This is a genomic window from Streptomyces sp. 35G-GA-8, assembly GCF_023534745.1.
GTDB lineage: Bacteria > Actinomycetota > Actinomycetes > Streptomycetales > Streptomycetaceae > Streptomyces.
Map to the genome: position 1 here is coordinate 232,729 of NZ_JAMHJQ010000012.1, position 23,796 is coordinate 256,524.

Genomic DNA, 23,796 nt, shown 5'->3' on the forward strand with positions numbered 1-23,796 from the left:
GGACGCGGCCGGCGCTTCTCTCCCGGGGGTGGGAGGGGGAGCGCCGGCCTAACCGTTGGCTGGATTCGATGCCTTTGCGGGCGACGCGGACGCCGATGCGTTTACCGCGGAGCCATCGCCGCAGGCCGGGCTGGTGGAGGGGCGCTCTTCGACGTGCCGGGCTCGACGTGCCGGGCTCGGCGCGGCGGGACAGCGTCCTCACGTCCGCCGCGAAGGGCTCAGCCCATCCCCCAGGTGGCACTCGCGCTGGCGAAGGAGTAGGACCCGTCTCCGTTCCTGGTGAGCCAGAGGTCGGCGCCCCCGATGCCGTCGGCGCCGGCGAAGGCATTCGCCTCCGAAACACCGTCATTGTTCAGGCCGGCGGTGAACTCACCCCGCCGGGGGTCGTCTTCAGCGGACGCCACTCCGGCACAGCCCAGCATGAGCGGAACCGTGAGGGCACCGACCGTAAAGGAACGCTTGAAAGTACGCATGAGGGTCATCTCCAGGGACCGCGTGGTGGAGACGCCGACCGTCCCCAGGAACACACATCACATGCCGACGTGCACCCAATACAAGCTCCGCCCCGCCGGGGCCTCTTGGCCAACCTTCAGCCGGTGCGGTCCTGACCTGCAAGTACGGGTGATCTCCAGTCCAGGGTCAGTCACCCATACGGATCACCCGCGTACCGTGTGCGCGAGCGAGGGAGAGGGGCGGACCGGCAGTGCCGGTGGACCGCCTTTGCGGCGACGGTACATTGGGCGGCGGCCCTTCTCTCGGCCGTGGGAGTCGCAGGTGCTCGCATCGGCGCGGGATGAGAGGTCTTCTCCGTTGCACCGTTCGACAGTCGGGGTGTTACCCAGGCGCGCTCAGGAGCTTTCGGGCCGCATGACGAAGTCGTACCGGTGCGGCAGCGTCCTGGAAGGATCCGGGATGGGCCCGGACTCGGCGGTGGCTCGCCGCCAGGCATGCCACAAGTCGCTCAGTGACGTGTCGCCTTCGCGCAGGTTCGGGACGTCGAGGCCGTCGTCCAGGATGCGGCCGCACCGGGTGGTGTCACCGGTTTCGAGGGCTGCTCTCGCCTCCAGCATCCGTAGGCGGCCATCCGCTCGTTGGTCTGCGCTACAGCTGTCGATGCGCTCAAGTGCGAGGTCGGCGCGGCCTGCACGCAGCAGGATTCCCACGAGCTCGTGTGTGAGGGGAAGCTGGTCGGGGGCCAGGTCGTTGGCCCGCGCATAGGCGTCCACGGCGGCAGGCAGCCGCTCGCGGTGGGCCGCGAGTGCTCCAAGGTTGCGCCAGGCCCATGCGTTGGGGGTGTCCTCGACCGATCGGGTCCAGGCGTCCGCGGCGCCGTCGAGGTCTCCCCTGGCCGCTCTCAGGACGCCGAGGCAGAGGCGGGAGAGCCATCCGTCCGCCTGTTCGAGCAGCGGCTCCCATTCCGGGGAGACTTCGTAGGAAGCCGGGGGCGAGGTGGGGGCCCACTGCGGCAGTTGGCCTCCGTTGAGCAGGGCGAGCCAGGGCTCTTGCTCGGGTCCGAGTCCGGTGTCCGGAAAGGGCGTGGCAGGCAGGTTCAGTGAGTCGTCGCCGCTTTTGGCGCGTCGGTTGCGCTCAAGCGCACCCCAGCCGGAGCCCGAGTGAAGGAGCTCGGCGGGTTGTCCGGTGGTCCAGTCTTCGGCTTCCTGTAGTTCCTGCTCGATTCGTGCGGAGGTGATCAGGGCGTCCACTCCCGTTTCGGCGGCGGAGCGTGCCTGCTGCCAGTCATCGCTGTGGGCGGCGGTCGGATCGATGTGCACGTGGCCGTATGCCTCGGTCCAGGACCAGGTGGTTCTGGCGGGCAGGGCCAGGTGTTCGAGCTGGGTGCGGGCGAGACCCGCCTGGATTTCGAGATAGTGCGTGCCGGGGCCGGAGAGCCATTCCTGCCAGCGGTTTCCACCTCGGTGCGTGCCCCAGTGGAAGAGCTTGCGCCCCGTCAGGAGTCTGGTCGATCTCTGTGCGAGTCCTCGGCCGGCGCCGTCGAGAGCCGCTATCCAGGGCCCGCGCTCGGTGTCGAGCTCAAAGAAGTAGTCGGCGGACGCGGCAGCTCGGGTGGTGTAGGTGAGATCCCTACCGGCATAGTGCGGCACGGGGACGCGGCGCAGCCGCTTGTCGTAGGCGAAGTGCCATGCCTGGTCCGCCGGGGCGATGACCCGGGTGTCAGCCGTTTCCGGAACGGCGATGTTGGACCACCAGTACACCGGCACCTCGTGGTCGTTGGGGTTCACGAGGCTGACATGCACCAAGAGCGCCTCCGAGTCGTCGGGCAGGTAGCAGTCGATCTGGAAGACGGCCCGCCGGATGCGTTCGTACTCGTACATCCGGAGGACTGGTGTGCCGTCAGGGCGTTGAGCACGTACGGCGTGCAGCGGCGAGGCTGTGGTCGTGGAGTGACCGATGGTGCCGAAGTTCCATTCCACTCCCCCGGCCACCCAGGCATCGCGAAGCGCGAGATTTCCTGGTTGGAAGGCGCTGTTGCGGAAGAGCAGCTCCCGGCCGCTGGGGCGGTGGACCAGGGACCACAGCCGCCCGCCGGCATCGAGGAGAAAGGTGGCGCGCAGGGTCTCGTTCTCCAGCACGGCGACACGGTGGGCACGCGGGCGGTGCTGCCGTCCGTAGCCGTCCTGTTTGAGGTAGGGAAGGACGGTTCGAACGCGGCCATAGGCAACGTTGCGGCGCATCTCGTCATCGGCTTCGTCGATTCCCGCGACGTGGCTGTCCATCCCGGAGAACAGGGGCGGCAGCGGGTTCACCGGCCCGAGGTCCGCGGTGGGCATCGTCAGGTCGGTTATACGCAGTTCACTCATCCAGGGCTTCCCCAGCTTTCTGACCCGAAGAGATTAGTTCGCACTTTAGTCGAAGGCGAGGAGCTACCCCCTGCCTGTGACACTTCGCAGCCGCGCCTGTACGGGCCGGCCGTCGACGGTACGGAAGGAGACAACGGTCCTGGTTCCTTGGCGTACGGCGACGCAGTTTTCGTCCGGTGCCGCTTCCCAGCCTCCCTCCAAGGTGACCTTCACCGTGTGCGGTGCGCTGGAATTCCGCAGCCAGGGACGGGAGTAAGCGGTGAAGCGTCCGGTGTACCGCCCCCTCTCGTACTGGTCGGCGTCAAGCCCCTTGTACAGCCGAAGGTCGGGATCGCACACCGACACCACACGTGTGTCCGGTCCCTCGTCGCGGGTGAGCAGCATCGACGGGGTGTCCACACCGCGCACGAGGGGATCGGACAGCTCCTTCACGGCTTCGAACACGGCGTAGCCGGTGATACCGGTGGCGCGGTCGGTGACGATGTGCGCCGTGTCGTCGGCCCGGCGCACCGTGTACGGGGCGCGCTCCGGATCCGCGGTCGAGGCCGTGAACGCCGCCATGGACTGCGCTGTGGCGCCCACCACCATCGCGTACTCGTAAGTGCCACTCTTCGGGGCCGTCCCGTGCCGCAGCCATGCCGTGGCGAAGTTCCCGGACGTCGCGGCGTCCGTGCCCTGGTGGCGGGAGGTCTGCGTGGCCCGAGTGAGCGCGAGACGCTGCCCTGCGGGCACGTGGTAGCCGATCTCCTTGTCGTCCAGCAGCCAGACGGCCCGAGCGAGCTGTCTGTCGCTGTCGTAGGGGAACGCGGTCACCGGCATTGCGGCGTCCCACCATGTCGGTGCGGAGGTGTCGGCCAGCCGGGTCTGGAAGAGCGTTGTCTCCGTCTCGTGGCGGGCGTCGTCGTTGCTGATGCCGGTGCCGAGCGCGACGAGACGGTTCTCGAAGAGGAACACGGACTTGCGGGCGCGGTGGCTGCCCTCGTCCTTGGGATGTTCGCGCAGCCGCATCGCGAACATGCCGTTGTGTCCGTCGAGGACGTGGCCTCCGGCGAACGCCTCCTCGGTCAGCAGCATCTCCTCGATGGTGCCGGTGAGGTCCGCCTTGAGCAGGGGCCACGGCTTGTGGAGTGTCGTGGTGCCCGGCCGGCGGTTCCAGTCGTAGCCGTCTGGGCTGTAGCCGCTGTCCAGGTTGGTGACCTGAGGGCTGCCGCGGTGCAGGACCTGGATCTGGCCGTAGGTGTTGTAGCGGCCGTACCAGTTCGATCCGTCGTAGATCTCGGTGGACCACAGATAGCGGTTGTGGCCGCGCACGGTGATCTGCCAGTTGTCGCGCCTCTGCACCACGAGTGCCGCGTAGTTGTACGCCCAGGCGCCGGACGGTGCTTCCTCCGCGGTGATGCCCGCTCCGGCCAGACGCGCCGCGATCTTCCTCTGCGCGGCGTCCGGTGCGGCGGGCATCAGGCGCAGGAAAGCCGCCCCGGCCTCCGGATCGAGGGCGCTGCCGCCGTCCGGCGTGCCGGCGATGGTGAGCCATTGAAAGGCGCCAAGGGACATTCCGGTGGTGCCGCTCGGGTTGCGGCCGCTCAGCGAGATGGGCCAGTGCACGGTGTTGCCGACGACGCGGAGGGTGAGGGCAGCCCGCTTGACGGCCTCATGTGCCTCCTCGGAGATCCGGAAGACGCCGCCCGCGAGGACGTACAGGACCGGTGAGACGCCGTTGAACGCGTCGCGCGCGTAGTCGGGGAAGAAGCCGACGTGGTGGAAGGTGGTGCCGTCGCGCTTGAGACCGTCCTGGATGCCGGCGGTGGGCAGCAGATAGCGGTCGAGCCAGTCACGCAGCAGTTTGAGGTACGCGACCTGGCGTGCCTCCCCGTCCTGGAGGAGCGCGACGACGAGCATGGCGCGGGCGGTGGTGTTGATGATGTCGGCGGTCGAGCCGTGTCCGTTGCGGAAGTCGAAGCCTCGGAAGATCCGTCCGAAGCCGCAGAGCCAGGTCAGATCGGCGCGAACGGTCTCCAGGAGTCCGGCCTCGCGCAGTACGTCCCGCATGAGGTGAAGCGAGTCGTAGTAGCCGGCCAGCGCGTAGCCGACGTGATGGATGGTGCCGAGACAGCTCCCATAGGCCCACCCCTGGTCGCGCAGGCGTCGCACCATGCGCAGGTAGAGCTCCGCGAGCGCGGGCCGGTGCGTGACGCCCGCGGCGTCGTATGCCTGGCCGACGCGGCGCATATGGCCGGCGAAGTCGGTCAGGCTGATGGCGTTGACGAAGTTCTTGAGCTCGGCGCCGATCGCCGGCGGATAGATCTGCGACTGGTAGGAGAAGACGGGCCGCCCGTCGAGCAGGGGCGCGGCCTGGGCGGTGAGCGCCGCCACATGGGCGTCGTCCACCCGGGGCGAGGACGCCGCGTAGTCGGTGTGATAGCGGGTCACCACCCCCCGGAGGCTTTCGGTTTCGGCCGCCGAGGGTCGGGGGGTGTCGATCACGGCCCGCGAGAGAAGGGAGTCGAAGCGGTAGAGGGCCTGCCAGTGCTGCTGGTCCCATTCGTCGCCCTCGATCCCGATCGTCGGCACCTGGGCGTCGCGGCACGGGGCGTCCGGGCGCAGGGCGACGTTGGGCAGGAGCTGATCGATCCAGAGGGTGCCGGGCCGGCGCGGAGCGATGATCCGCAGGGTGTCCATATCCGGACGCGGGCGGCCGCTCATGTCGTACGCGTAGCGCACCCAGGCGGTGCGCCAGCCGGTGAAGCCGAGCCCGAACTCGAACCAGCAGTCGGTGTGTTCACCGCGTCCGAACTCGAAGCGGACAACGTCCTCGACGGGCACCTCGTTGTAGATCCACACGGAGAAGGTGTCGACCGTGCCCTGCCACGCCTGGTCCGCGAGGGGCTTCGTCCTGTACGGGTCCGGGGCCCACGCCAGATCGCCGTCGACGGTGATGACGGAACGCCCCCCGTGGTCCCAGCGCAGCGAGTGCTCGCCACACACCGAGACGTGGTCGCTCATGGACAGGCGGGTCCCGGCGCCCGCCGTGAACTGCGGCGGGACGGCGCTTTCGAGCAGGAACGCGGGCGGCCGCAGGGCCAGTGCACGCTCCTCCAGGGATGTCAGGGGCGCCGTGCCTTCCGCGTCGAACGCGGTACCGGCTTGGGACGTGCCGCCCAGGAAGGGCAGGGTGAGGGCCCCGGTGGCGGCGGCGTAGCCGAGCAGCCTGCGCCGCGAGGGCGCGAGGGGCTGTGGTGATTCCACGGTCGTTTCTCCTCTCACTGCCAGACGCGGATGTAGTCCACATAGAAACTGGAGGACGAGTCGAACACCTCGTCGTGGATGGACCCGTCCGCCCACTGGTCGAGGACCTCGTGCGAGAGCAGCGGGTATTCCTTCACCTGGCTGATCAGTTTCGGGTCGTCGACGGTGCGCACAACGGTGCCGTCGTAGGTGAACTCCAGCTTCGACGGTGTCCAGTTGAGACCGACGGTGTGGTAGCCGGAATGGACTCCCTGTGCTGTGGCGACCGTTGACGACTGCTGGTGCTGAGGGGCACTGAAGCTGTCCCAGTGCAGGGAGACCGAGTATCGGTCGGCCTGGAAGTTGGTCTCGACGATGTCCATCTCCGCGCCGTCACGTGCCGTGCCGTCGTACACACCGCCGGGCGACAGCCCCGCGGTCGGCAGGACCCATACGGCCCCCAGGTGTCCGTTGGTGGGTGGGAACCTGACGCGTGCCTCAAGTGTTCCGTACGTGTAGTCGAACTTGCCGTTGCTGTCGATGAGGCCGCCTGTGTACGTGTTCGCTGCGGGGTTGCGAACCTTGATCTCCAGGTCGCCCGCGCCGTCGGGGGCGACATTGGCCGGGTCGTAACTCCAGGTGTCGGGAGGGACCGTGCCGGAGCGGGGCCAGTCGCGTGCCGTCCACTTCCCGCGGTCGAGCGACGAGCCGTTGAACTCGTCGCTGAACACCAGGGCCTTGGCCTTGCCCGGGACCAGTGGCTTCGCGTTGCGGGGGGTCTGCGTGTCGACCATCGACGCGCGGGGAGCAGCGCCGACGGAGGGCGCGGCCAGCAGGGCGGCGCAGGTCAGACCGAGCAGAGACAGAACGACGCGGATGCTGTGGTCGGACATGGTTCACCTCATCCCTGGGAGAGCTGGTAGAGGCCCACACCGAGTCCTTCGAGCCGGTCCCTGAAGTGGCCGCCCTTCTTGACGAGTGCGCGTCCCTCGAAGAGAACGTCCGCCCTGTCGTGGCGAGGTGCCGTGAAGGAGAGCGTCCGCGGTTCCCGCGAGAGGTTGACCACGAAAAGGTAGTCGCGGCCCTCGTGGCTGCGGGTCGTCCACCGGAGGCTGTCGCTGTGGGCGCTCTTCACGGACTCGGCCCGGCCGGCGGACAGAATGACCGGGGACAGTGTGCTGATCTGCGAGACCACGGCCTTGGCACGGTCGAGCAGCGTCTGGTACGACTCGCCCGCGGCGTCGCGCTCCATGTCGAACCGGGAGTAGTAGACCAGCCCGTACGCCCCGGCGACCACGGCCTGCCAGGACATGCCGCGGACCTCGGCGAGGTTCGGCGCGCGCACCCCGAAGTGGCGGTAGTTGCCGAGATTGTGCAGCTGTATCACGGTCCAGACCGCGCCGTTCGGCCGCTCGGCCACCGCTGCGGCCGTCGAGGTGTAGACGTGACCGGGACCGTCTGTCGGCTGCCCCTTGATCGGGTAGTTGTCGGTGCCGAAGGCGTCGGTGACCTCCTGGGTGAGGTCCCCGGGCCAGACACGGTAGTCGACGGAGTACGCCGGATGGTCGAAGTCGTTGTCGACGACCGAGGCATAGCGGGGCCGTACGACAGGCCCTTCCGTGTCGGGAGGGGTCTCGTCGTTGATGTACCAGCCGAGCAGCGAGGGGTGGCTCTTGTACGTGAGCACCTCGGACGCGTCCGCGTTGCGGTGGGTGAAGAGGGTCTTCATGCCGCGCCGGTGCGTCTCGTCGAGAATCGGGGCGGTCGGCACGTGGTACGAGAGGACGGTGTTGAACGACGCGTACTCCAGATCCTCCAGGTTCTTCGAGGTCGTCGGCCCGTTGTAGGCGCCCAGCGGAAAGAACAACTCACCGTTGTGCCGGGTGCGCCCCAGCGCGTCGAAGTAGGTGGACGGCACCTCGGTGTCGCGCAGTTTCCGCAGAGCGATCGTGGTGTCCTCGACCGTCCGGCCGTCCGGGTCGGTCGCGCTGACGCGCAGTTCGTACGTCCCGTGAGGAAGCGTTGCGACGGGTCGGGTGTAGGTCAGCCGGGAGGCCCCGGAGCAGGAACGGCTGTGCACCGTCCGGCCGTCGGCGTCGGTCAGTTCGACGTTGACCTTGTAGTGGGAGGCCTTCGCGCCGGTGGGCGGGTGGAGGCCGAGGCGCAGGTCGATCTCACGGTGCTCTCCGGGGATGAGCAGTCCGCGGTAGGCGGGCGCGGCGAGCGTGGCGCGCAGCAGCTTGGGCTCGTGCCGCGTGACGACCATGTCGTCGATCCAGGCGGAGCCGGTGGTCTGACGCTGAAGGTAGAAGATCGCCTTCATGTAGGCGGCCCCGGCGGGTGCCGTCTGCGGTCCGCAGGTGAGCTCGACCCAGTCGGCGGAGGTCGTGGCGCCGGTGTACCCGCCGCCGAGATAACAGCCGTCCTCGGCGTACCACTCCATGGCGATGGAGGCACCGCCGTTCTTCAGGCCCTCCGTCTTCACCCAGGCGGACACGGTGACCGGCACGTAGTCGTCAGCCGCGCGCGGGATCCTCTTCGCGGCGAAGACGTACGTCGAGTCGTCCGGGCGGGTGTAGCGCAGCGACTGGCCGCCTTCACGGTGCACGGCCCGGTCGTAGGAGGTGAAACCGTTCAGCCACTCGGGGTCGGAGTTCTCGAACGACGTCGTGAAGACGACATGGGGTGTGGTGTCGGCGAGCAGGGCGGCCCGCGCCGCAGGGCTCGCGTGGGCGGGGGCGGAGAGGACGCCGGTGCCCAGGAGGCCGGCCGCGCCGATCGAGGCTCCACCTGCGAACAGGGTTCTGCGGGACAGGGGGTTCGACATGATTGATGACTCCAACTTCTGGAGGAGGAACGGGGATTGGTTGGCCGGGGTGGTGGGAGCTACTTGCCGATGCCGAGGGTCAGACCCTCGACGATGCGTCGGCCGAGCCAGATGTAGACGGCGATGATCGGCAGCACGACGATGACGATCCCCGCGAACAGACCGCCCCAGTTCGAGGTGTACTGCATGGTTCCGTAGAGGCCGAGCAGCGCCTGGGGCAGCGTGTACTTCTCGGTCTCGGTGATGAGGACCAGGGCCAGGAGCGTCTCGTTCCACAGCGAGATGACCAGCAGGATCAGTGCGGTGACGATGCCGGGTCGGGCCAGCGGGAGCATCACCACGCGGAAGGTGCGAATGCTGGAGCAGCCGTCGAGGGCCGCGGCCTCCTCCAGTTCCCGCGGCAGCGACCGGAAGAATCCGGTGAGCAGGTAGACGGTGAAGGGCAGCGATGAGGCGACGTACACGAGGTACAGGCTGATGCGCTCGTCCCACCAGCCGAAGGTGTCGTACATGTAGGTGCTGATGTTCTGCATCCACACGAACACCGGAATGATGACGGCCTGCATCGGGATGCCCATGCCGGCCACGAAGGCCATGGTGATCAGTTCGCCGGAACGTCGCTTGCCGCGTGACAGGACGTAGGCGGCCGGCGCGCTCAGTGCGATGACGGTCAGCGACGAGACGGCGACGACAATGACGGAGTTCATGAATCCGCTGCCGAGGTCGGAGGCGTTCCACGCGTCGGTGAAGTTCTTCGGGTCGAGCGAACGCGGCAGTTGGAAGGGGTCGGTGAAGATTCCCGAGCCGTTCCTGAAGGCGGTCAGGATGACCCAGAGGAGCAGGAAGACGTTGAAGCACGCCCAGATCCAGGTGAGGGGGACGCCGAGGATTCGGAACGGGCCCGAGGAGCGGCGGACGCGCCGGGAGCGGGTGGGCCCGGACGGGGGAGGCGTGGCGCGTGCCGCCACGTCCTCGGAGTCGATGACCGGCCGGTCCGGAAGGTTTATGGTCATGACATCCCTCAGAACTCGATCGCGTCGCGGCGCATGGCCCGGCGCAGCAGGGTCACCAGCAGCACGATGAGGACGACCATCACCACGCCCATGGCGCAGGCGTAGCCCAGCTCGTACGACGGGTTGCGGCCGCCGGTGGAGACGAGGAACTGCTGGATGGTCAGGGTCCGGGAGCTTACCGGGGGTGCGTCGCCCGTCCCGGTGAAGGCATAGACGAACTCGAAGATCTTGATCGAGTTGATCACCCACAGGACCGCGGCGACCGAGACGACGTCCCAGGTGAGCGGCAGTGTGACGTACCGGAACTTCTGGAACTCGTTGGCGCCGGCCAGCTCGCTGTCCTCGTAGAAGTACGGCGGGATGCGGTCCACCCCGGCCATGAGCAGGATCACGTAGAAGCCGGTGGTGACCCAGACGATACCGGCCATGATGGTGCGGAAGATGTTCTCAGGGCTCAGCCAGTTCGTCGCGAGGGCGCCGAGCCCGGCGGAGCGCAGCACGGCGTTGACGAAACCGTCCGGTGCGAGAAGGAGGCCGAGGGCCACGCCGATGGCGATCGGCGAGATGATGTGCGGGAAGAAGAGCAGGGTCCTGAGCGTCTTCCTGCCCCTTGTGTGCCGGAGAAGGACTGTGACGGCGAAGGCGAGGACGAAGATGCCTATGCCGCACAGAAAGACGATCTTGAGGGTGTTCGCGAAGGCGGTCCTGAAGACATCGTCGTGGAGCAGACGCCGGTAGTTGTCGAAGCCCGCCGGCCGCATCTCGTCCCCCGTACCGCGCCAGCGTTGGAAGCTGACGTAGAAGCCGACGGTGGCGGGCGCGACGAACAGGGCAAGGTAGACGGACAGGGCCGGCAGGACGAACGGCGGGAAGATACGGCGCTGCTGGCGGCTGAACGCACCGTCGTCACGGCCGTGCGACCGCCGTCGCGCGCGCGTCGGCACGGCAGGGGCGGACATCACCGGTCAGCCCTTGTTCTTGTGGTGGGCGACGCTCTTGTCCTTGACGGTCTTCACGAAGTTGTCGGCGCCCTCGATCCTGCCGTTGAAGTAGTCGACGACGGTGGGCTCCCACACGTCGGTGACCCACTGCGCGGCGACCGAGCCGCAGTCGTCGTTGGGCTGGAAGAACTGACGTCCCTGGGCCGCGTACTCCTTGGCGAAGTCACTGAGGGCGCTGGGCGCGGGGACGTCCGAGCGCGGGGTGAGGTTGTCGGCCTCGGTACTGATCCGCGCGATCCGGTCCTTGGCGAGAAAGAAGCGGATGAACTTCTTTGCGGCCTCGGTGTTGCGCGCCTTCGCGGGGACCGCGAAGGCGATCACACCGGCCTGGGTGGCGTTGTTGCCCTTGCCGCCGTCGACCGTCGGGTAGGGCATGGACCGGTAGTCGATGACGGAGCCGACGTCCTTGCCGGACTTCTCCAGCGCGGCGCCGGTCTCGCTCGGGGCCCAGGTACCCATCAGCAGCAGATCGGTCTTGCCGGTGCCGGTCGCCCAGGCGGTCTGCTGGGCGGGGAACTTCGTGGCGTTGAAGTCCTTGGGGAAGTATCCCCTGGAGACCAGACCTCCGATGTCTTCTGCGGCGGCCAGGAACGCCGGGTCGTCCCAGGCGGCACCCGTCTTGTCCTGACACGCCTTGTTGAGCAGTCCCACACCGCCGTGCCGGACCACGCTCCAGACCATCCAGTAGGCGTCGTACCCGGAGATGTCGCCGTCGAGGGCGAGGGGGGTACGGCCCTTCTGCCGCAGCCCGTCCAGCTTGCCGGTGAAGGCGGACCAGTCGAGCTGGTCCTTGCCGACGAGGTCCGGGTGCCGCTTGCCGTTGTACCAGAGCGTCGAGCCGACGACCTCGTACGGGACCAGCATCGGCTGCCCGTCCGCCTTCTTCGCCGAGGCGACGAGCGAGGCGGGAATGATGTCGGAGACCTTCCGCGTCTCCCCCGTGATCTGCGCGTCGTAGACGTCCTGGAGTCCGAGAGCGCCCTCGCCCAGCACCGCGTGGAGGGAAGTGCCGTCCTGGTCGGTGAGGTCCGGCGGGTTACCCGAGTTGAGCCGTGGCACGACCTGCTGGAGGACCTGACGCCCCGCCCACTGAACCTGGACCTTGATACCGGTCTCCTTGGTGAACTGGTCGAGAGACGCCCGCAGCACCTTCTGCTGCGGCTCCCCCTCCTTCCACATCGACCAGTACACGAGCGTGGAGCCCGACTTCCCACCTCCCGGCCCGGAGCCGGCGGTGGTGCACGCCGCGAGAAGGCACAGGGCGCCCACTCCCGACAGCAGTGCGGTGATGCGGCGAGAGCGGAGTACGGATGACATGGTGATCACCTTCACGGACCGATCGGAGTGCGGCTTGGCACCTGGAACACAGTTCGACTAAAGTCTGAACGAACTTAGTTCGAGCAGTGTGCGAACTAAATAGGTCGGATGTCAATGGGCCTGATGCGCTCAATCCGTCCGGGGTGAGGAGGCCGAGTCCGCAGGCGCGGCAGAATCGCAGAACGAACCGTCCTGAGGGGATGCAGATGCACATGAAGAGCGGCGACAGGGTCACGGGCACGGTGTCGATCGACGCCAGCAAGGTCGCCACCGTGCGGCGCACCAACCTGGGACTGATCCTGCAACTGCTGCGCGACCACGGAGCCCGTTCGCGCAGCCGGATCGCCGCCGAGAGCGGCCTGCCCAAGGCCACCGTGTCGAGCCTCATCGCCGAGCTGGTCGAGCGCGGTCTCGTACGAGAGGGTGAGGCGGACCGCAGCAAGGGCGTGGGCCGGCCGGGCCAGACCGTCGGGCTCGACGGCACTGCCATCTGCGCCCTGGGCCTGGAGATCGACGCCGACTACATCGGGGTCCTCGCACTCGATCTCCAGGGCACGGAGATCCACCGCGACCGGGTGGCCCTCGACGTCAGGGGACAGAGCCCCGAAGCCGCCCTCGGCACGGTCGCGGACGTCATCCGCGAGGGGCTCGCGGCCGTCCAGGCGCGCGGTGTCCGGCCTGTCGGAATATGTCTGGCGACACCCGGCGTCGTCGATGCCGGGGAAGGGACCGTCGTCTTCGCTCCCAACATCGGCTGGCGTGATGTACCGGTCAGGGCATGGCTGCGTGAGCGGCTCGGCCCCGGCGTGCTCGAGGTGGACGTCGACAACGACGCACGGCTCTCCACCGTCGCCGAGCATGCCCAGTTCGCGCACCAGCACGTCACCGACCTGCTGCTGCTGACCGGAGAGTCCGGAGTCGCCGGCGGTGTCATCACCAACGGCCGACTGCTGCGCGGCCATGCGGGCCTCGCGGGTGAGATCGGGCATGCCTCGCTCGGCCCCTCCGACGAACCGTGCCCCTGCGGGCGCACAGGCTGCTGGGAGACCGTGGTCGGCCTGGGCGCGCTGCTGCGCCGTGTCGCCGACGCCGGCGACCCCGTCCGCGACGCCTCCCGCGATCTGGAGGAGCGGATGGCGGACGTGATGCGACGGGCGCAGGACGGCGACGAGCGCACGCTCGGTGCCCTGGGCGACATCGCCCAGAGCCTTGCCCACGGCGTCAGCATCCTCGCCGACATCCTGAACCCCCAGGTCATCGCCCTGGGCGGCTATTTCGCCTACTTCGGCGACTACTTCGTCCCGGCGGTCGAGGAACGTCTTGAGAGCCGCATGATGCTCAGTGTCTTCCCACACATCGAGGTCACCCGGTCCCGGCTCGGCTTCTCCGCCGCCGCGTACGGGGCGGCCCGGTTCGCGCTCGGCGCCGTCTTCCAGGACCCGACACGCGTCGACGCTCCGGCCGGCCGCTGACCGGCGCCCGTCACCCGCGGCGCCCGCCACCCGCCGTATGGACGGTCCCCTGCCTGTGATGCCCCGACCACCCGGTCGACCGGTCCGGGCACCACAGGCACACCGCTCCGTCACCTGCGGACTGCCGACAGGACCTCCACTTCCGCCAGCGACAACGGAGCCGAGGCGGACGTGAGTTGAACCCTCACGAAGCGTCCCTTCGTGTCGGCTGGGATACGGGCCGGCCTGCCGGCCCCCTTCTCCTGGAAGAAGGCCTTCACACCCGGCTGGGCCAGCGTCCCCGCGACCGACTCGCTGGTAAGGGGGGCATCGGAGACGAACACCCAGTAGTCGCTCAGCCGGTCGCCACAGCAGTCCGTACGGTTCCACACGGCGATGTCGGCGATGTCGCGGCTACTTCCGAGGTCGGTCTGCCACCAGGCTTCCGACTCCGGTTCCTTGGTGTGCGTAACCGAGCCCCGCCCCCACACGCCGTCCGTGTCGCCGTCGACGGCCCGTGCGGCCACGCCTCCGTACCCATCACTCTTCTGCGTCGCGAGCGTTGCCCTGGCGACGTTCTCGAAGTGGTCGACCCCGCCCCACATGATCTGGGAGGTCTCGTAGCGAGCCTTCCCGAACGCGGACTTCGCGGTGAACCGGTACCGCTTCGGGTCGACCCCCTGAGGTGCCAGCACGGTGAACTCGACCGTCTGTGAGGCATGCGGCGCCAGCTCGTCCACGACTGCCTTGTCCGGCTTCACCGACCATCCGTCCGGCACGTCGAGGGTGATCCGTCCGTCCGGCGCGGGCCGGTCGAAGGGGTTGGTCACGGTCACGCTCGCGGTGACGGGCTCACCGGTCTCGGCGGCGGGCAGCGACAGTTTCGTCCGCTGGAGCTGCGTGATGCCCGGGGTGGTGATCTTGAAGGTGTAGGCATGCCGGCTCCGCGTCGCCGACTCGCCCTCGGCGGGCATCGTGATGCTCACCTTCCCGTCCGCCCGCACGAACGGCAGATGGGAACCGTCCGAGCCAAGGAGCTTCACGGAGCTGTTGTCGGCGAGCGGCAGATCACCGGAGAGAGTGAGCTTCTCCCCCGGCCACTTCAGGGCGGTGGCGTACAGGGCGCCGTTCTTCATGGTGTAGCGGACAGGAACGTCGCTGTTGCCGTCCTCGGCGTGGTTCCAGTACGTCGTCCCGTAGATCGCCTCGCCGTTGATCTTCAGCCAGGCTCCCAGGTCGCGCACACGCTCCGCTTGCATCTCCGGGATGGAACCGTCTGCCTTGGGGCCCAGATTGAGGAGCAGATTGCCGTTCTTGCTGACGATGTCCGTGAAGCTGTCGATGAGTTCGTCGGAGGAGAGCAGGTCCTCGGACCGCTCCTCCGCGTTGTAGCCGAACGATCCGCCCAGGCCGCGGGTGGCCTCCCACTTCTCCGGATTGATGTCGGGCTCGACGGTGTACTCGGGGGTGTCGAAGTCACCGATCCAGTTGCCGCACCGGTCGTTGACCGCGACATCCTTGGGGTGCGGGCGGTTCTTGGCCTGGTTGTAGAACTCGGCCATGAACTGGTTGGCGTTGTTGGGCCCATTGCTGTCGCACCAGATGATGTCGGGGTCGAACTCCTCGACCAGTTCCTTCATCTGCGGATACTGATGATCCATCACATAGTCGTTGACGGACCTGTATCCGGTGTACGGGATGTCCTTGCCCGTGTACGGGTTCACCATCCCCTTGCGCAGCTGGCCCCCCACGGGGTGGTACCACTCGATCATCGAGTAGTAGAGGCCCCTCTTGAGCGGCGAGTCCTTGGCGGCATCCATCAGCTCCTTGACGAGGTCGCGGCGTGGGCCGTGCGCCACCGTGGAACGGTCGGTGGTCTTCGTATCCCACAGCGCCACACCGTCATGGTGCTTGGTGACGAGGTCGAAGTACTTCCCGCCGCCCTCCTCGAAGAGCTTCAGCCACTCCCGCGGCTTGAAATTCACGGGCTTCCAATCCTCGATGAACCGGTCGTAGGGAAAATCCTCTCCGTAGACCTGCCGGTGGCGGTTGTACGTCTCGCTGCCGACCGAGTTCATGAGCCGGACGTAGTGCTCCGCGTACGACGCCTGGCCGTGCTTGTTCGGAGCGTAGGCCGGCACGGAGTAAGGACCCCAGTGGATGAAGAAGCCCAGCTTGGCATCGTCGAACCACCGCGGGGACTTGTGCTGCCGCAGGGACTCGGGCGTCGGCTCGTAGTCGCCCACGGACGACTCCGTTGGCCCTGTCTTCTCCTGGGCCGTTGCCACAGGACTCAGGTTCGGTACCGTGGCGGCCAGGACGCCGAGGACACCCAGCCCCGCCCACCATCTCGTGCGCATCGCTGATTTCATCTCTCTCTTTCTGCTGGCCAATACGAAGTGCGTCCCACGGAAGCAACCGCGTCACGTCCGCGGGCTGAAGACCTGGACCTCCGCCAGCGAGAGCGCGTCACTGGCGGACGTGAGCTGGACACGCACATGGCGTCCTGTGGTGTCGACGGGGATCCGGGTCGGGCTGCCCCCGGGGTCCTGCTGGTAGTACGCCTTCACACCCGGCTGGGCGAGGGTGTCCTTGACCGACGAACCGGTGAAGGGAGTGTCGGAGACGAACACGTAGTAGTTGGAGAGGCGTTCGGAGCAGCAGTCGGAACGGTTCCACAGCGCGATGTCACTGATACTCCTGCTGCCGCCGAGGTCGGTCTGCCACCAGGCTTCCGACTCGGGCTCCAGCGTGTGGGTGACCGATCCCTCGAAGAACTGGCCTTTGGTGTTCCCGTCGACGGCCCGCGCCGCGACAGCGTCCAGCCGGGTGCTCTTCTGCGTGGCCCGCGTGCCCTTGGCGACGTTGTCGATGGAGGTGACCCCCGCCCACAGTTGCTGCGAGGCCGTGTAGTGGGCGCGGCCGAATGTTGTCGCGGTGGTGACGGTGTAGCGGGCGGGCACCACGTCTCGCGGAGCGGTTACGGTGACCTCGACGGTCTTCGAACTGTGCGCGGGCAGTGGGCCGATGTGCGTTTCCTCCTCCCGCACCGTCCAGCCCTGCGGCACATCGAGGGTGACGCGTCCGGCCGGGGCCCGCCGTCCGGAGGGATTGGTGACCTTGACGCCTACCGTGAAGGGCACTCCGGCCTTGGCGAGAAACGGCTCGCCCGGACCCTGGCCGGCGGGCAGCCGCAGGTCGGTGCGGAGGATCTGTCGCACGCCCGGTGTGGTGATCTTGAAGGTGAAGGCATGCCGGCTCCGCGTCGCCGACTCGCCCTCGGCCGGCATCGTGATGTCCACCGTGCCGTCGGCGCGCTCGAAGGGCAGTGCGGCGCCGTCCGAGCCGAGAAGCTTGATGGTGCTGTTGTCGGCGAGCGGAAGATCGTCGGTGAGAGTGAGCTTCTCCCCCGGCCACTTCAGGGCGGTGGCGTAGAGCGCTTCGCCCTTGACGGAGTACCGCACCGGGACGTTGGCGCGCCGGTCCTCGGCGTGGTTCCAGTATGTCGTCCCGTAGATCGCCTCACCATTGATCTTCAGCCAGGCCCCCAGATCACGTACGCGCTCGGCCTGCGTGTCCGGGATGGAACCGTCCGCCTTGGGGCCGATGTTGAGCAGCAGATTGCCGTTCTTGCTGACGATGTCGGTGAAGCTGTCGATAAGTTCGTCCGACGTCAGATAGTCGGCGACGCCTTCCTGCTGGTTGTAGCCGAAGGAGCGGCCGATGCCGCGCGTGGCCTCCCACTTGGCCGGGTTGATATCCGGCTCGACGGTGTACTCGGGCGTGGTGAAGTCCGAGATTCCGTTGCCACAGCGGTTGTTGACCGTCACTTCCTTGGGGTGGGGACGGTTCTTGGCCTGATTGAAGTAGTGCGCCATGAACTCGTTGCTGTTGTTCCTGCCGCCGATGTCGCACCAGACGATGTCCGGGTCGAACTCGTCCACCAGCTCCATCATCTGCGGGTACTGATGGTCCATCACATAGTCCTTCACCGGCTTGTAGCCCGTGTACGGGATGTCCTTGCCGGTGTAGGGGTTGACGGGCCCGTTGCGCGTCCATCCCCCGGCGGGGTGGAACCACTCGGGCATCGAGTAGTAGAGGCCTCTCTTCAGGGGCGAGTCCTCGGCCGCGTCGAAGAGTTCCTTGACGAGGTCACGGTGCGGACCCATCTCCATGGTCGAGCGGTCGGTGGTCTTCGTATCCCACAGCGCCACGCCGTCATGGTGCTTGGACACCAGGTTGAAGTACTTGGCACCGCCTTCCTCGAAAAGCTTCAGCCACTCCTCGGGGTCGAACTTGTCGGGCTTCCACTGCTCGACGAACCGGTCGTAGTCGAACTCCTCGCCGAATTGCGTGCGATGGTGCTCGTACGTGGCACTGCCCTTGCTGTTCATGCTCTGCCAGTACCACTCCGCGTACGACTTCTTGGGCGCCCAGGCCGGCACGGAGTAAGGGCCCCAGTGGACGAAGAAGCCCAGCTTCGCGTCGTCGAACCACTGCGGCGACGTGTGCTTCTTCAGCGACTCCGGTGTCGGCTCGTAGTCGTCACTTCTGGCCTCCGGTCCCGGCGCCGGAGCGGCGGCCACTGGGCCCACCTCGATCGCGAGAGCGGCCACCGCGGCCACCACTGCCACAGCACTCACTGTTCGCTGCTTCTTCTTCCTCATCTGTGGTCCTCTGCTTTCGCTGTCATGGACTCAGGGCGCCGAGGTGGGTCCCCGCAAGCCCCGCTCCCCGTGAACGATGACGGAACTCTCGGCTGGTCATCCGATGTATGCGCGACTCGTTGACAGCCCGCCCCTACCGACTCAGGGACTCAAGCGGATTGACGCTCGCCCCATCCTCTATAGATCGGACCTGTTGGGAGAGAGTAGGAGCAGCGAAGGCCGCCGACAAGACTTCGATCGAAGTTTGTACATATTGAGGTCCCGCAAGGACGACACCAAGAACAGCCGCCGCCCACGGACCGGCCGTTCAGTCGAACGAATCCGTATCCAGGTATACGCTGGCGCGCAAGATCTGAGGGGGGCCGGTGGTCGATCCGCGGCAGCCAGTGTCGAAGGTCCCACGCGGGGAGCGCCGACGGTCTGATCTACCGGCGACAGGGCTCGGGTACGTACGTCGCCGTCCGCCACTTGGTCTCGCTGGGCCATCGGCGCATCGGGTACCTCGAACGGCACAGCCCGTTCACCGCGGAGGCGGTGGGCACCGGGTTCCATGCGGCACTCACCGACGCGGGACTCGACGCGGACGGGACCGCCGCGCTCTGCTTCGCCGACCGCGAGGCCGCTCTACTGGTGGCGCCGCGCTGCGGCGGGGACTGCGAGTGCCCGAGGACTTCTCGGTGGTGGGATACGACGACGAGGTCGCCGATCTGTCCGGACAACCGGGAAGGGGTTGAATTTGAGGGCCGCGCTCGCCCAAGCTGATGGTGCAACAGCATCCGGCCGTCATCACCCGACCACTGACGTCGTCCATGCCCTCATCCGCAGTGGTCCGACTCGGGCCCGACGGCGCGGGTACCGACTACCGGCCACGGTGCGCCTCGGCCGCTGCCGAAACCCCACAGCCGTCGAAACTCAGACCACCGACCTTCCCGGAAACGTCGCGGAGATGAGCCCATGACCCTGCAGTCAAGTACCCAAGGTCTCGACCGGTACCGCGATGACCGGTTCGGCATGTTCGTCCACTGGGGCCTGTACTCGATGATCGGCCGAGGCGAGTGGGAGCAGGTCATCGCCCGTATCCCGGCGGCCGAGTACGCACCGCTGGCCAAGCTGTTCAACCCCGCCGTCTTCGACGCCAAAGAACTCGTGGCCCTCGCCGAGGCGGCGGGCCAGCGCTACCTCACCATCACCAGCCGCCATCACGACGGCTTCTCCATGTACGACACCAAGCTCTCCGACTTCAAGATCACCCGCTCCCCGTTCCGGCGCGACCCGATCGCCGAACTCGCCGACGCCTGCCGGGAGTCGGGCAGCGTCAAGCTGGGCTTCTACGTCTCCCTGGTGGACTGGCACCATCCCGGCTACCTCGACACCTCCCGCTGGGAGGACTACCTCGCCTTCCTCTTCGGGCAGGTCGAGGAGGTGTGCACGCAGTACGGGGAGGTCGCGCAGATCTGGTTCGACGGCGACTGGCCCAACTCGCCCGTGTCAGGGGAACACCCCGGCTGGTTCACCACCGACCAGGAGTGGCGCTATCCCGAGCTGTACGACCTCATCCACCGCCTCCAGCCGGACGCCGTGCTCCTCAACAACCGCAAGGACGGCCTGCAGCCCGGTGAGGATGTCCAGGGCTTCGAGAACGATCTCCCCGGTGAGAACACCTCGGGCCTCAACCCCGGCGCGGCGCTCGCGGTGCCGCGCGAGACCTGCCTGACGATGAACCACAGTTGGGGCTACGTACCGCACGACACGGCCTACAAGGAGCCGGACCGGCTCATCGCCACACTGCTGCGCTGTGTGGCCGCCGACTCCAACTTGCTGCTGAATGTCGGCCCGACCCAGTCCGGCGACATACCCGCCCCGGCACGGGAGCGGCTGCGCGAGATCGGCCGTTGGCTGGAAACGCACGGCGACGCCGTGTACGGCGCCGGCCCGGGGCCGGAGCCCGAGAGCATCCGCACCCGTGACGGGCGGGTCCTGGACCTGGCCGATCTGATGCCCCGGGCATGACCATCCGGAACCCTACGGACCGGCCCATCCATTGAGCGCACACCTTTGGTCCCGCCTGGAGGGCGGAGATGTCACGACGCGGCCCGCTCGTCCGTCGGTCGGCGGCGCAGGCTCGTGTCCGTCAGGGAGGGTGCCTGCCAGGCGCCGTCCGGGTGGTAGAGGTTCCTGCCGGGCGGGACGATCTCGTCGATGCGGTCGAGGACCGAGTCGTCCAGGACCACCGGCGCTCCCTTCAGCAGGGCCTCCCACTGTTCCGCCGTGCGTGGGCCGATGATGACCGAGGTGACGGCGGGATGGGCGAGCGGGAAGGCGACAGCCAGCTCCGGGAGGGTGCAGCCGATGTCCGCGGCCAGTTCGGCGAGCTTGTCGGCGGCCTCCAGCTTGGTGATGTTCTCCGGGATGGACGGGTCGAAGCGGGCGGGGTTCAACTGCGCCCGGCCGGAGGTGAGATCGACCGGTTGCCCCGTCCGGTAGCGGCCGCTCAGGAAGCCGGAGGCGAGCGGACTCCACGTCAGCACCCCCATGCCGTACCGCCGAGCCGTCGGCAGTACCGATGTCTCCACGCCGCGTGCGAGGACCGAGTACGGGGGCTGCTCCGTCCGGAAGCGCTGGAGGCCGCGTCGCTCCGCCACGTGCTGCGCCTCCGCGATCTCCTCGGCGGGGAACGTCGATGACCCGAACGCCCTGATCTTGCCTGCCTGCACGAGGTCGCCGAGGACCCCGAGTGTCTCCTCGATATCCGTGGTGTGGTCCGGGCGGTGCACCTGGTAGAGGTCGATCCAGTCGGTGTCGAGTCGCCGCAGACTCGCCTCCACGGCCTGGGTGATCCAGCGGCGGGAGTTCCCGCTCCGGTTCCTTCCCTCGCCCATCTGGAAGTGGACCTTCGTCGCGAGTACGACATCATCCCGCCGGCCGGACGCCCGCAGCGCCTTTCCGACGATGACCTCGGACTCACCGGCCGAGTACATGTCCGCCGTGTCGACGAAGTTGACGCCCGCGTCCATGGCGGCGTGGATGATCCGGGCGCTGTCCTCGTGATCGGGGTTGCCGACCGCGCCGAACATCATCGTGCCCAGGCAGTATGTGCTCACTTCGATGCCGGTGCGGCCGAGTGTGCGGTAACGCATCGTGTGTTTCCTCGCTGTCGGGCTGTGCTTGGCGCACTGCGGAAGACCGTAGTGCGGCGCATCCTAGGAGTTGGAGTGCGCTCGATGGCAAGCCCGATGGCGAGCGTGGGAGCCGGCCATGTTTCCGGGGCGTGCCCGGACGGTGTGTCAGATGATGGCGAGCCGGTCCACCAGCAGCTCCACCCTCCGCTCGGCGTCCCCCGGCGGCAGCCGTCCCGCCCGGGTCAGGGTCGCCAGCCCGTGCAGGGCCGCCCAGAACACCTCGGTGAACAGCCCCGGGTGGACGCCGTCCCCGGCGACCTCGCCGAGATTCTCCAACAGGGCGGCGAAGGCGTCCTTCAGGGGCTCCGGGGTGTCCTCCCTCGCGAACGCCAGGCCGCCGTCGAGCCGGAACATGGCGTCGTAGACCGCCGGGTTGTGTTCGGCGAAGTCGAGGTAGGCGCGGGCGAGGGTGGTGACCCGGGCGCGTGGGCCGTCCACGGCGGAGGCCGCGGCCCGCAGCGCCGCGGCCATCTCGGCGGCGCCCTCAAGGGCGACGGCGCCGATGATCTCGCGCTTGCCGCGAAAGTGGCTGTAGAGGACGGGCTGGCTGTACTCGATGCGCTCGGCGAGCCGACGGGTAGTCACCGCGTCCCAGCCCTGCCGCTCGGCGAGTTCGCGGGCCGTCGCCACGATGAGACGCTCGCGGCCCGCCCGTTCGCGCTCCTTGCGTTCCTGTACCGACATGATGCGATCCTAGCACCGCTAGACAATCGAGCGACAGCAGTACTAGCGTTGCCTCATCACCTAGCGGCGCTAGATCCCAGGAAGGGTCGTCATGCTCAACGCACTTGAGGTCTTCACCACCGTGGTCGTCGGCGTGATGGTGGGGGTGGAGTTCTCCGTCGCCTTCGTCATCAACCGGATCCTCAACGCACTCCCCGGCGACAGTGGCCAACTCGGCCGCGCCCACGGAGGCCGGATGCTCGGCGCCGTGATGCCCGTGTGGTACATCGGCTCGCTCGTCCTCGTCGCGGTCTGGGTCATCGCCGGATGGCACCACGAAGGCACCGGCCTGGCCGTCACCGCCGGCGCGCTGCTGATCCTCAGCGTGATCATGTCGATCCTGCTGCTCGTCCCGATCAACAATCGGGGCAGGACATGGACCCCCGAGAATCGGCCCGCCGACTGGAAGCAGCAGATGAACCGCTGGGACCGCTTCCACTACATCCGCGTCGCCGTCATCATCGCCGCCTTCGCCCTGCTGGTCGCCGCCCTCGCCTGAGCCCGCGGAACGGGACCACGCAGGTGGCGAGCATCGGCCGACCAGCGGTCCCCGGCCACCACCCGTCGGGCGCGTCCGGCCGCCGCCGGATTCTCACGCCCACAGGTCGGTGGGCATGCCGAGGAGCGTGGCGATACGGGCACGGTCCGGCAGTGGGCCGTGGTCTCCCGTCACGCCAAGTGCGGCGCCCGCCGTGAGGTGTCCGAGCCGCAGGGCCCGTACCGTGTCCTCGCCCTGTAGCAGCCCCGCGAGGAACCCGGCCGCGAACGCGTCGCCGGCCCCGACGGGCTCGACGATCTCGGCCTTCGGCGCGGGGACGGTGTGCACACGGGCGCCCTCGAACGCCGTCGCGGCGTATCCGCCGTCCTTGACCACCAGGATGCGGGGTCCTGGCAACAGGGACCGCACGTCCGTGGGTTCGGCCAGCCCGCTCCCCCAGAGGGCCTGGGCCTCGTCGAGTCCGACGAACGTGATGTCCGCCCGGTTCGCGAAGTCGTGGAGCACGGCGGGGGCCGTACCGTCGCTCCACAGGGCCGGCCGGTGGTTGACGTCGAAGCTGACGGGGCACGGGCGCGCCCCGGGCGCCGGCCGCAGCAGCGCGGTGACGAGAGCCAAACAGTCCGGTGAGAGCGCGGGAGTGATACCGCTCAGGTGGACGAGCCCGGCGGTACGCACGGCCTCGACGTCGAGGAGGCCGGGGCCCAGGGCGGAGGCGGCCGAGCCGCGCCGGTAGTAGTGGACCCCGGTTCCGTCCGGGCCCGGGTTCTTCACCAGGATGCCGGTCGGGCGGTGCGGATCCATGCGTACACCGCTGATGTCGACGCCGCACGCGGCCACTTCGTCGCGGATCCGATGGCCGAACGGGTCGTCGCCGAGGGCGGACACCCAACGCGCCGGGACCCCGTGGTCGGCCAGGTACATCGCCACATTCGACTCGGCGCCGGCGACATGGACTCGGAGCAGGTCGGCGCTCTCCAGCGGGGCAACAGGATCAGGCACGAAAGCGGCCATCGTCTCGCCGACACAGGCCACCGGGGCGCGGGCCGGCCGCCGCACGGAGGCGGCGTGGGGCATT

At 68.0% G+C, this 23,796-nt stretch carries 16 protein-coding genes and 1 pseudogene; 3 read left to right on the forward strand and 14 right to left on the reverse strand.

Annotated features, from left to right (window positions below):
• Nucleotides 1–40: 40 nt before the first annotated feature.
• The 9 genes and pseudogenes from M1203_RS27350 to M1203_RS27390 form a co-directional block, all read right to left on the reverse strand.
• A pseudogene (locus M1203_RS27350) lies at nt 41–133 on the reverse strand (IS5/IS1182 family transposase); the annotation flags it as partial.
• Nucleotides 134–218: 85 nt separating this feature from the next.
• Nucleotides 219–482, reverse strand: coding sequence for a hypothetical protein (locus tag M1203_RS27355; protein WP_249952463.1), 264 nt, complete (start codon nt 480–482; stop codon nt 219–221).
• Between the two features lie 366 nt (nt 483–848).
• The gene (locus M1203_RS27360) at nt 849–2,819 is read right to left on the reverse strand and encodes a DUF5107 domain-containing protein (protein WP_249952464.1); all 1,971 of its coding nucleotides are present in this window, start codon (nt 2,817–2,819) and stop codon (nt 849–851) included.
• Between the two features lie 63 nt (nt 2,820–2,882).
• Entirely contained in the window at nt 2,883–6,065 is a 3,183-nt protein-coding gene (locus tag M1203_RS27365; protein ID WP_249952465.1) for a chondroitinase family polysaccharide lyase, read from the reverse strand.
• A gap of 14 nt (nt 6,066–6,079) precedes the next feature.
• Nucleotides 6,080–6,937, reverse strand: coding sequence for a family 16 glycosylhydrolase (locus M1203_RS27370; protein WP_249952466.1), 858 nt, complete (start codon nt 6,935–6,937; stop codon nt 6,080–6,082).
• Between the two features lie 8 nt (nt 6,938–6,945).
• Nucleotides 6,946–8,871 (reverse strand): hypothetical protein, encoded by a 1,926-nt coding sequence (locus M1203_RS27375; protein WP_249952467.1) that lies wholly within the window; start codon nt 8,869–8,871, stop codon nt 6,946–6,948.
• Nucleotides 8,872–8,930: 59 nt separating this feature from the next.
• Nucleotides 8,931–9,884: a carbohydrate ABC transporter permease gene (locus M1203_RS27380; protein WP_249952468.1), complete on the reverse strand. Its 954-nt coding sequence runs from the start codon at nt 9,882–9,884 to the stop codon at nt 8,931–8,933.
• An 8-nt stretch (nt 9,885–9,892) separates the two neighbouring features.
• Nucleotides 9,893–10,843 carry a carbohydrate ABC transporter permease gene (locus M1203_RS27385; protein WP_249952469.1) on the reverse strand — a complete coding sequence of 317 codons (951 nt, stop codon included), beginning with the start codon at nt 10,841–10,843 and terminating at the stop codon, nt 9,893–9,895.
• A 6-nt stretch (nt 10,844–10,849) separates the two neighbouring features.
• Nucleotides 10,850–12,202 (reverse strand): ABC transporter substrate-binding protein, encoded by a 1,353-nt coding sequence (locus M1203_RS27390; protein ID WP_249952470.1) that lies wholly within the window; start codon nt 12,200–12,202, stop codon nt 10,850–10,852.
• Between the two features lie 206 nt (nt 12,203–12,408).
• On the opposite strand from M1203_RS27390, the gene M1203_RS27395 reads away from it, so the two are divergent.
• Nucleotides 12,409–13,674: an ROK family transcriptional regulator gene (locus M1203_RS27395; RefSeq protein ID WP_249952471.1), complete on the forward strand. Its 1,266-nt coding sequence runs from the start codon at nt 12,409–12,411 to the stop codon at nt 13,672–13,674.
• 110 nt (nt 13,675–13,784) lie between these two features.
• Here M1203_RS27395 and M1203_RS27400 read toward each other — a convergent pair whose 3' ends face one another.
• On the reverse strand, nt 13,785–16,013 hold the full coding sequence (locus M1203_RS27400; protein ID WP_249952472.1) for an alpha-L-fucosidase: 2,229 nt from the start codon (nt 16,011–16,013) through the stop codon (nt 13,785–13,787).
• 63 nt (nt 16,014–16,076) lie between these two features.
• Nucleotides 16,077–18,296 carry an alpha-L-fucosidase gene (locus tag M1203_RS27405; RefSeq protein WP_249952473.1) on the reverse strand — a complete coding sequence of 740 codons (2,220 nt, stop codon included), beginning with the start codon at nt 18,294–18,296 and terminating at the stop codon, nt 16,077–16,079.
• Between the two features lie 978 nt (nt 18,297–19,274).
• On the opposite strand from M1203_RS27405, the gene M1203_RS27410 reads away from it, so the two are divergent.
• Complete coding sequence (locus tag M1203_RS27410; RefSeq protein ID WP_249952474.1) at nt 19,275–20,330, forward strand: alpha-L-fucosidase; 1,056 nt, start codon at nt 19,275–19,277, stop codon at nt 20,328–20,330.
• 71 nt (nt 20,331–20,401) lie between these two features.
• On the opposite strand, the gene M1203_RS27415 is transcribed toward M1203_RS27410, so the two are convergent.
• Nucleotides 20,402–21,457 (reverse strand): aldo/keto reductase, encoded by a 1,056-nt coding sequence (locus M1203_RS27415; RefSeq protein WP_249952475.1) that lies wholly within the window; start codon nt 21,455–21,457, stop codon nt 20,402–20,404.
• A 147-nt stretch (nt 21,458–21,604) separates the two neighbouring features.
• Entirely contained in the window at nt 21,605–22,183 is a 579-nt protein-coding gene (locus M1203_RS27420) for a TetR/AcrR family transcriptional regulator (RefSeq protein WP_249952476.1), read from the reverse strand.
• A gap of 91 nt (nt 22,184–22,274) precedes the next feature.
• Between M1203_RS27420 and M1203_RS27425 the strand changes: the two genes are divergently transcribed.
• Nucleotides 22,275–22,721 carry a DUF1772 domain-containing protein gene (locus M1203_RS27425; protein WP_249952477.1) on the forward strand — a complete coding sequence of 149 codons (447 nt, stop codon included), beginning with the start codon at nt 22,275–22,277 and terminating at the stop codon, nt 22,719–22,721.
• A gap of 93 nt (nt 22,722–22,814) precedes the next feature.
• Here M1203_RS27425 and M1203_RS27430 read toward each other — a convergent pair whose 3' ends face one another.
• A complete protein-coding gene (locus M1203_RS27430; RefSeq protein ID WP_249952523.1) occupies nt 22,815–23,795 on the reverse strand; it encodes a sugar kinase in 981 nt (326 codons plus the stop codon).
• Nucleotide 23,796 lies beyond the last annotated feature (1 nt).

Bases quoted from the DNA above. Each gene is read 5' to 3' on its own strand.
- M1203_RS27400 (WP_249952472.1), bottom strand. From the start codon at position 16,013: ATGCGCACGAGATGGTGGGCGGGGCTGGGTGTCCTCGGCGTCCTGGCC.
- M1203_RS27415 (WP_249952475.1), bottom strand. From the start codon at position 21,457: ATGCGTTACCGCACACTCGGCCGCACCGGCATCGAAGTGAGCACATAC.
- M1203_RS27355 (WP_249952463.1), bottom strand. From the start codon at position 482: ATGACCCTCATGCGTACTTTCAAGCGTTCCTTTACGGTCGGTGCCCTC.
- M1203_RS27430 (WP_249952523.1), bottom strand. From the start codon at position 23,795: ATGCCCCACGCCGCCTCCGTGCGGCGGCCGGCCCGCGCCCCGGTGGCC.
- M1203_RS27420 (WP_249952476.1), bottom strand. From the start codon at position 22,183: ATGTCGGTACAGGAACGCAAGGAGCGCGAACGGGCGGGCCGCGAGCGT.
- M1203_RS27380 (WP_249952468.1), bottom strand. From the start codon at position 9,884: ATGACCATAAACCTTCCGGACCGGCCGGTCATCGACTCCGAGGACGTG.
- M1203_RS27410 (WP_249952474.1), top strand. From the start codon at position 19,275: ATGACCCTGCAGTCAAGTACCCAAGGTCTCGACCGGTACCGCGATGAC.
- M1203_RS27425 (WP_249952477.1), top strand. From the start codon at position 22,275: ATGCTCAACGCACTTGAGGTCTTCACCACCGTGGTCGTCGGCGTGATG.
- M1203_RS27375 (WP_249952467.1), bottom strand. From the start codon at position 8,871: ATGTCGAACCCCCTGTCCCGCAGAACCCTGTTCGCAGGTGGAGCCTCG.
- M1203_RS27385 (WP_249952469.1), bottom strand. From the start codon at position 10,843: ATGTCCGCCCCTGCCGTGCCGACGCGCGCGCGACGGCGGTCGCACGGC.
- M1203_RS27395 (WP_249952471.1), top strand. From the start codon at position 12,409: ATGCACATGAAGAGCGGCGACAGGGTCACGGGCACGGTGTCGATCGAC.
- M1203_RS27370 (WP_249952466.1), bottom strand. From the start codon at position 6,937: ATGTCCGACCACAGCATCCGCGTCGTTCTGTCTCTGCTCGGTCTGACC.
- M1203_RS27390 (WP_249952470.1), bottom strand. From the start codon at position 12,202: ATGTCATCCGTACTCCGCTCTCGCCGCATCACCGCACTGCTGTCGGGA.
- M1203_RS27360 (WP_249952464.1), bottom strand. From the start codon at position 2,819: ATGAGTGAACTGCGTATAACCGACCTGACGATGCCCACCGCGGACCTC.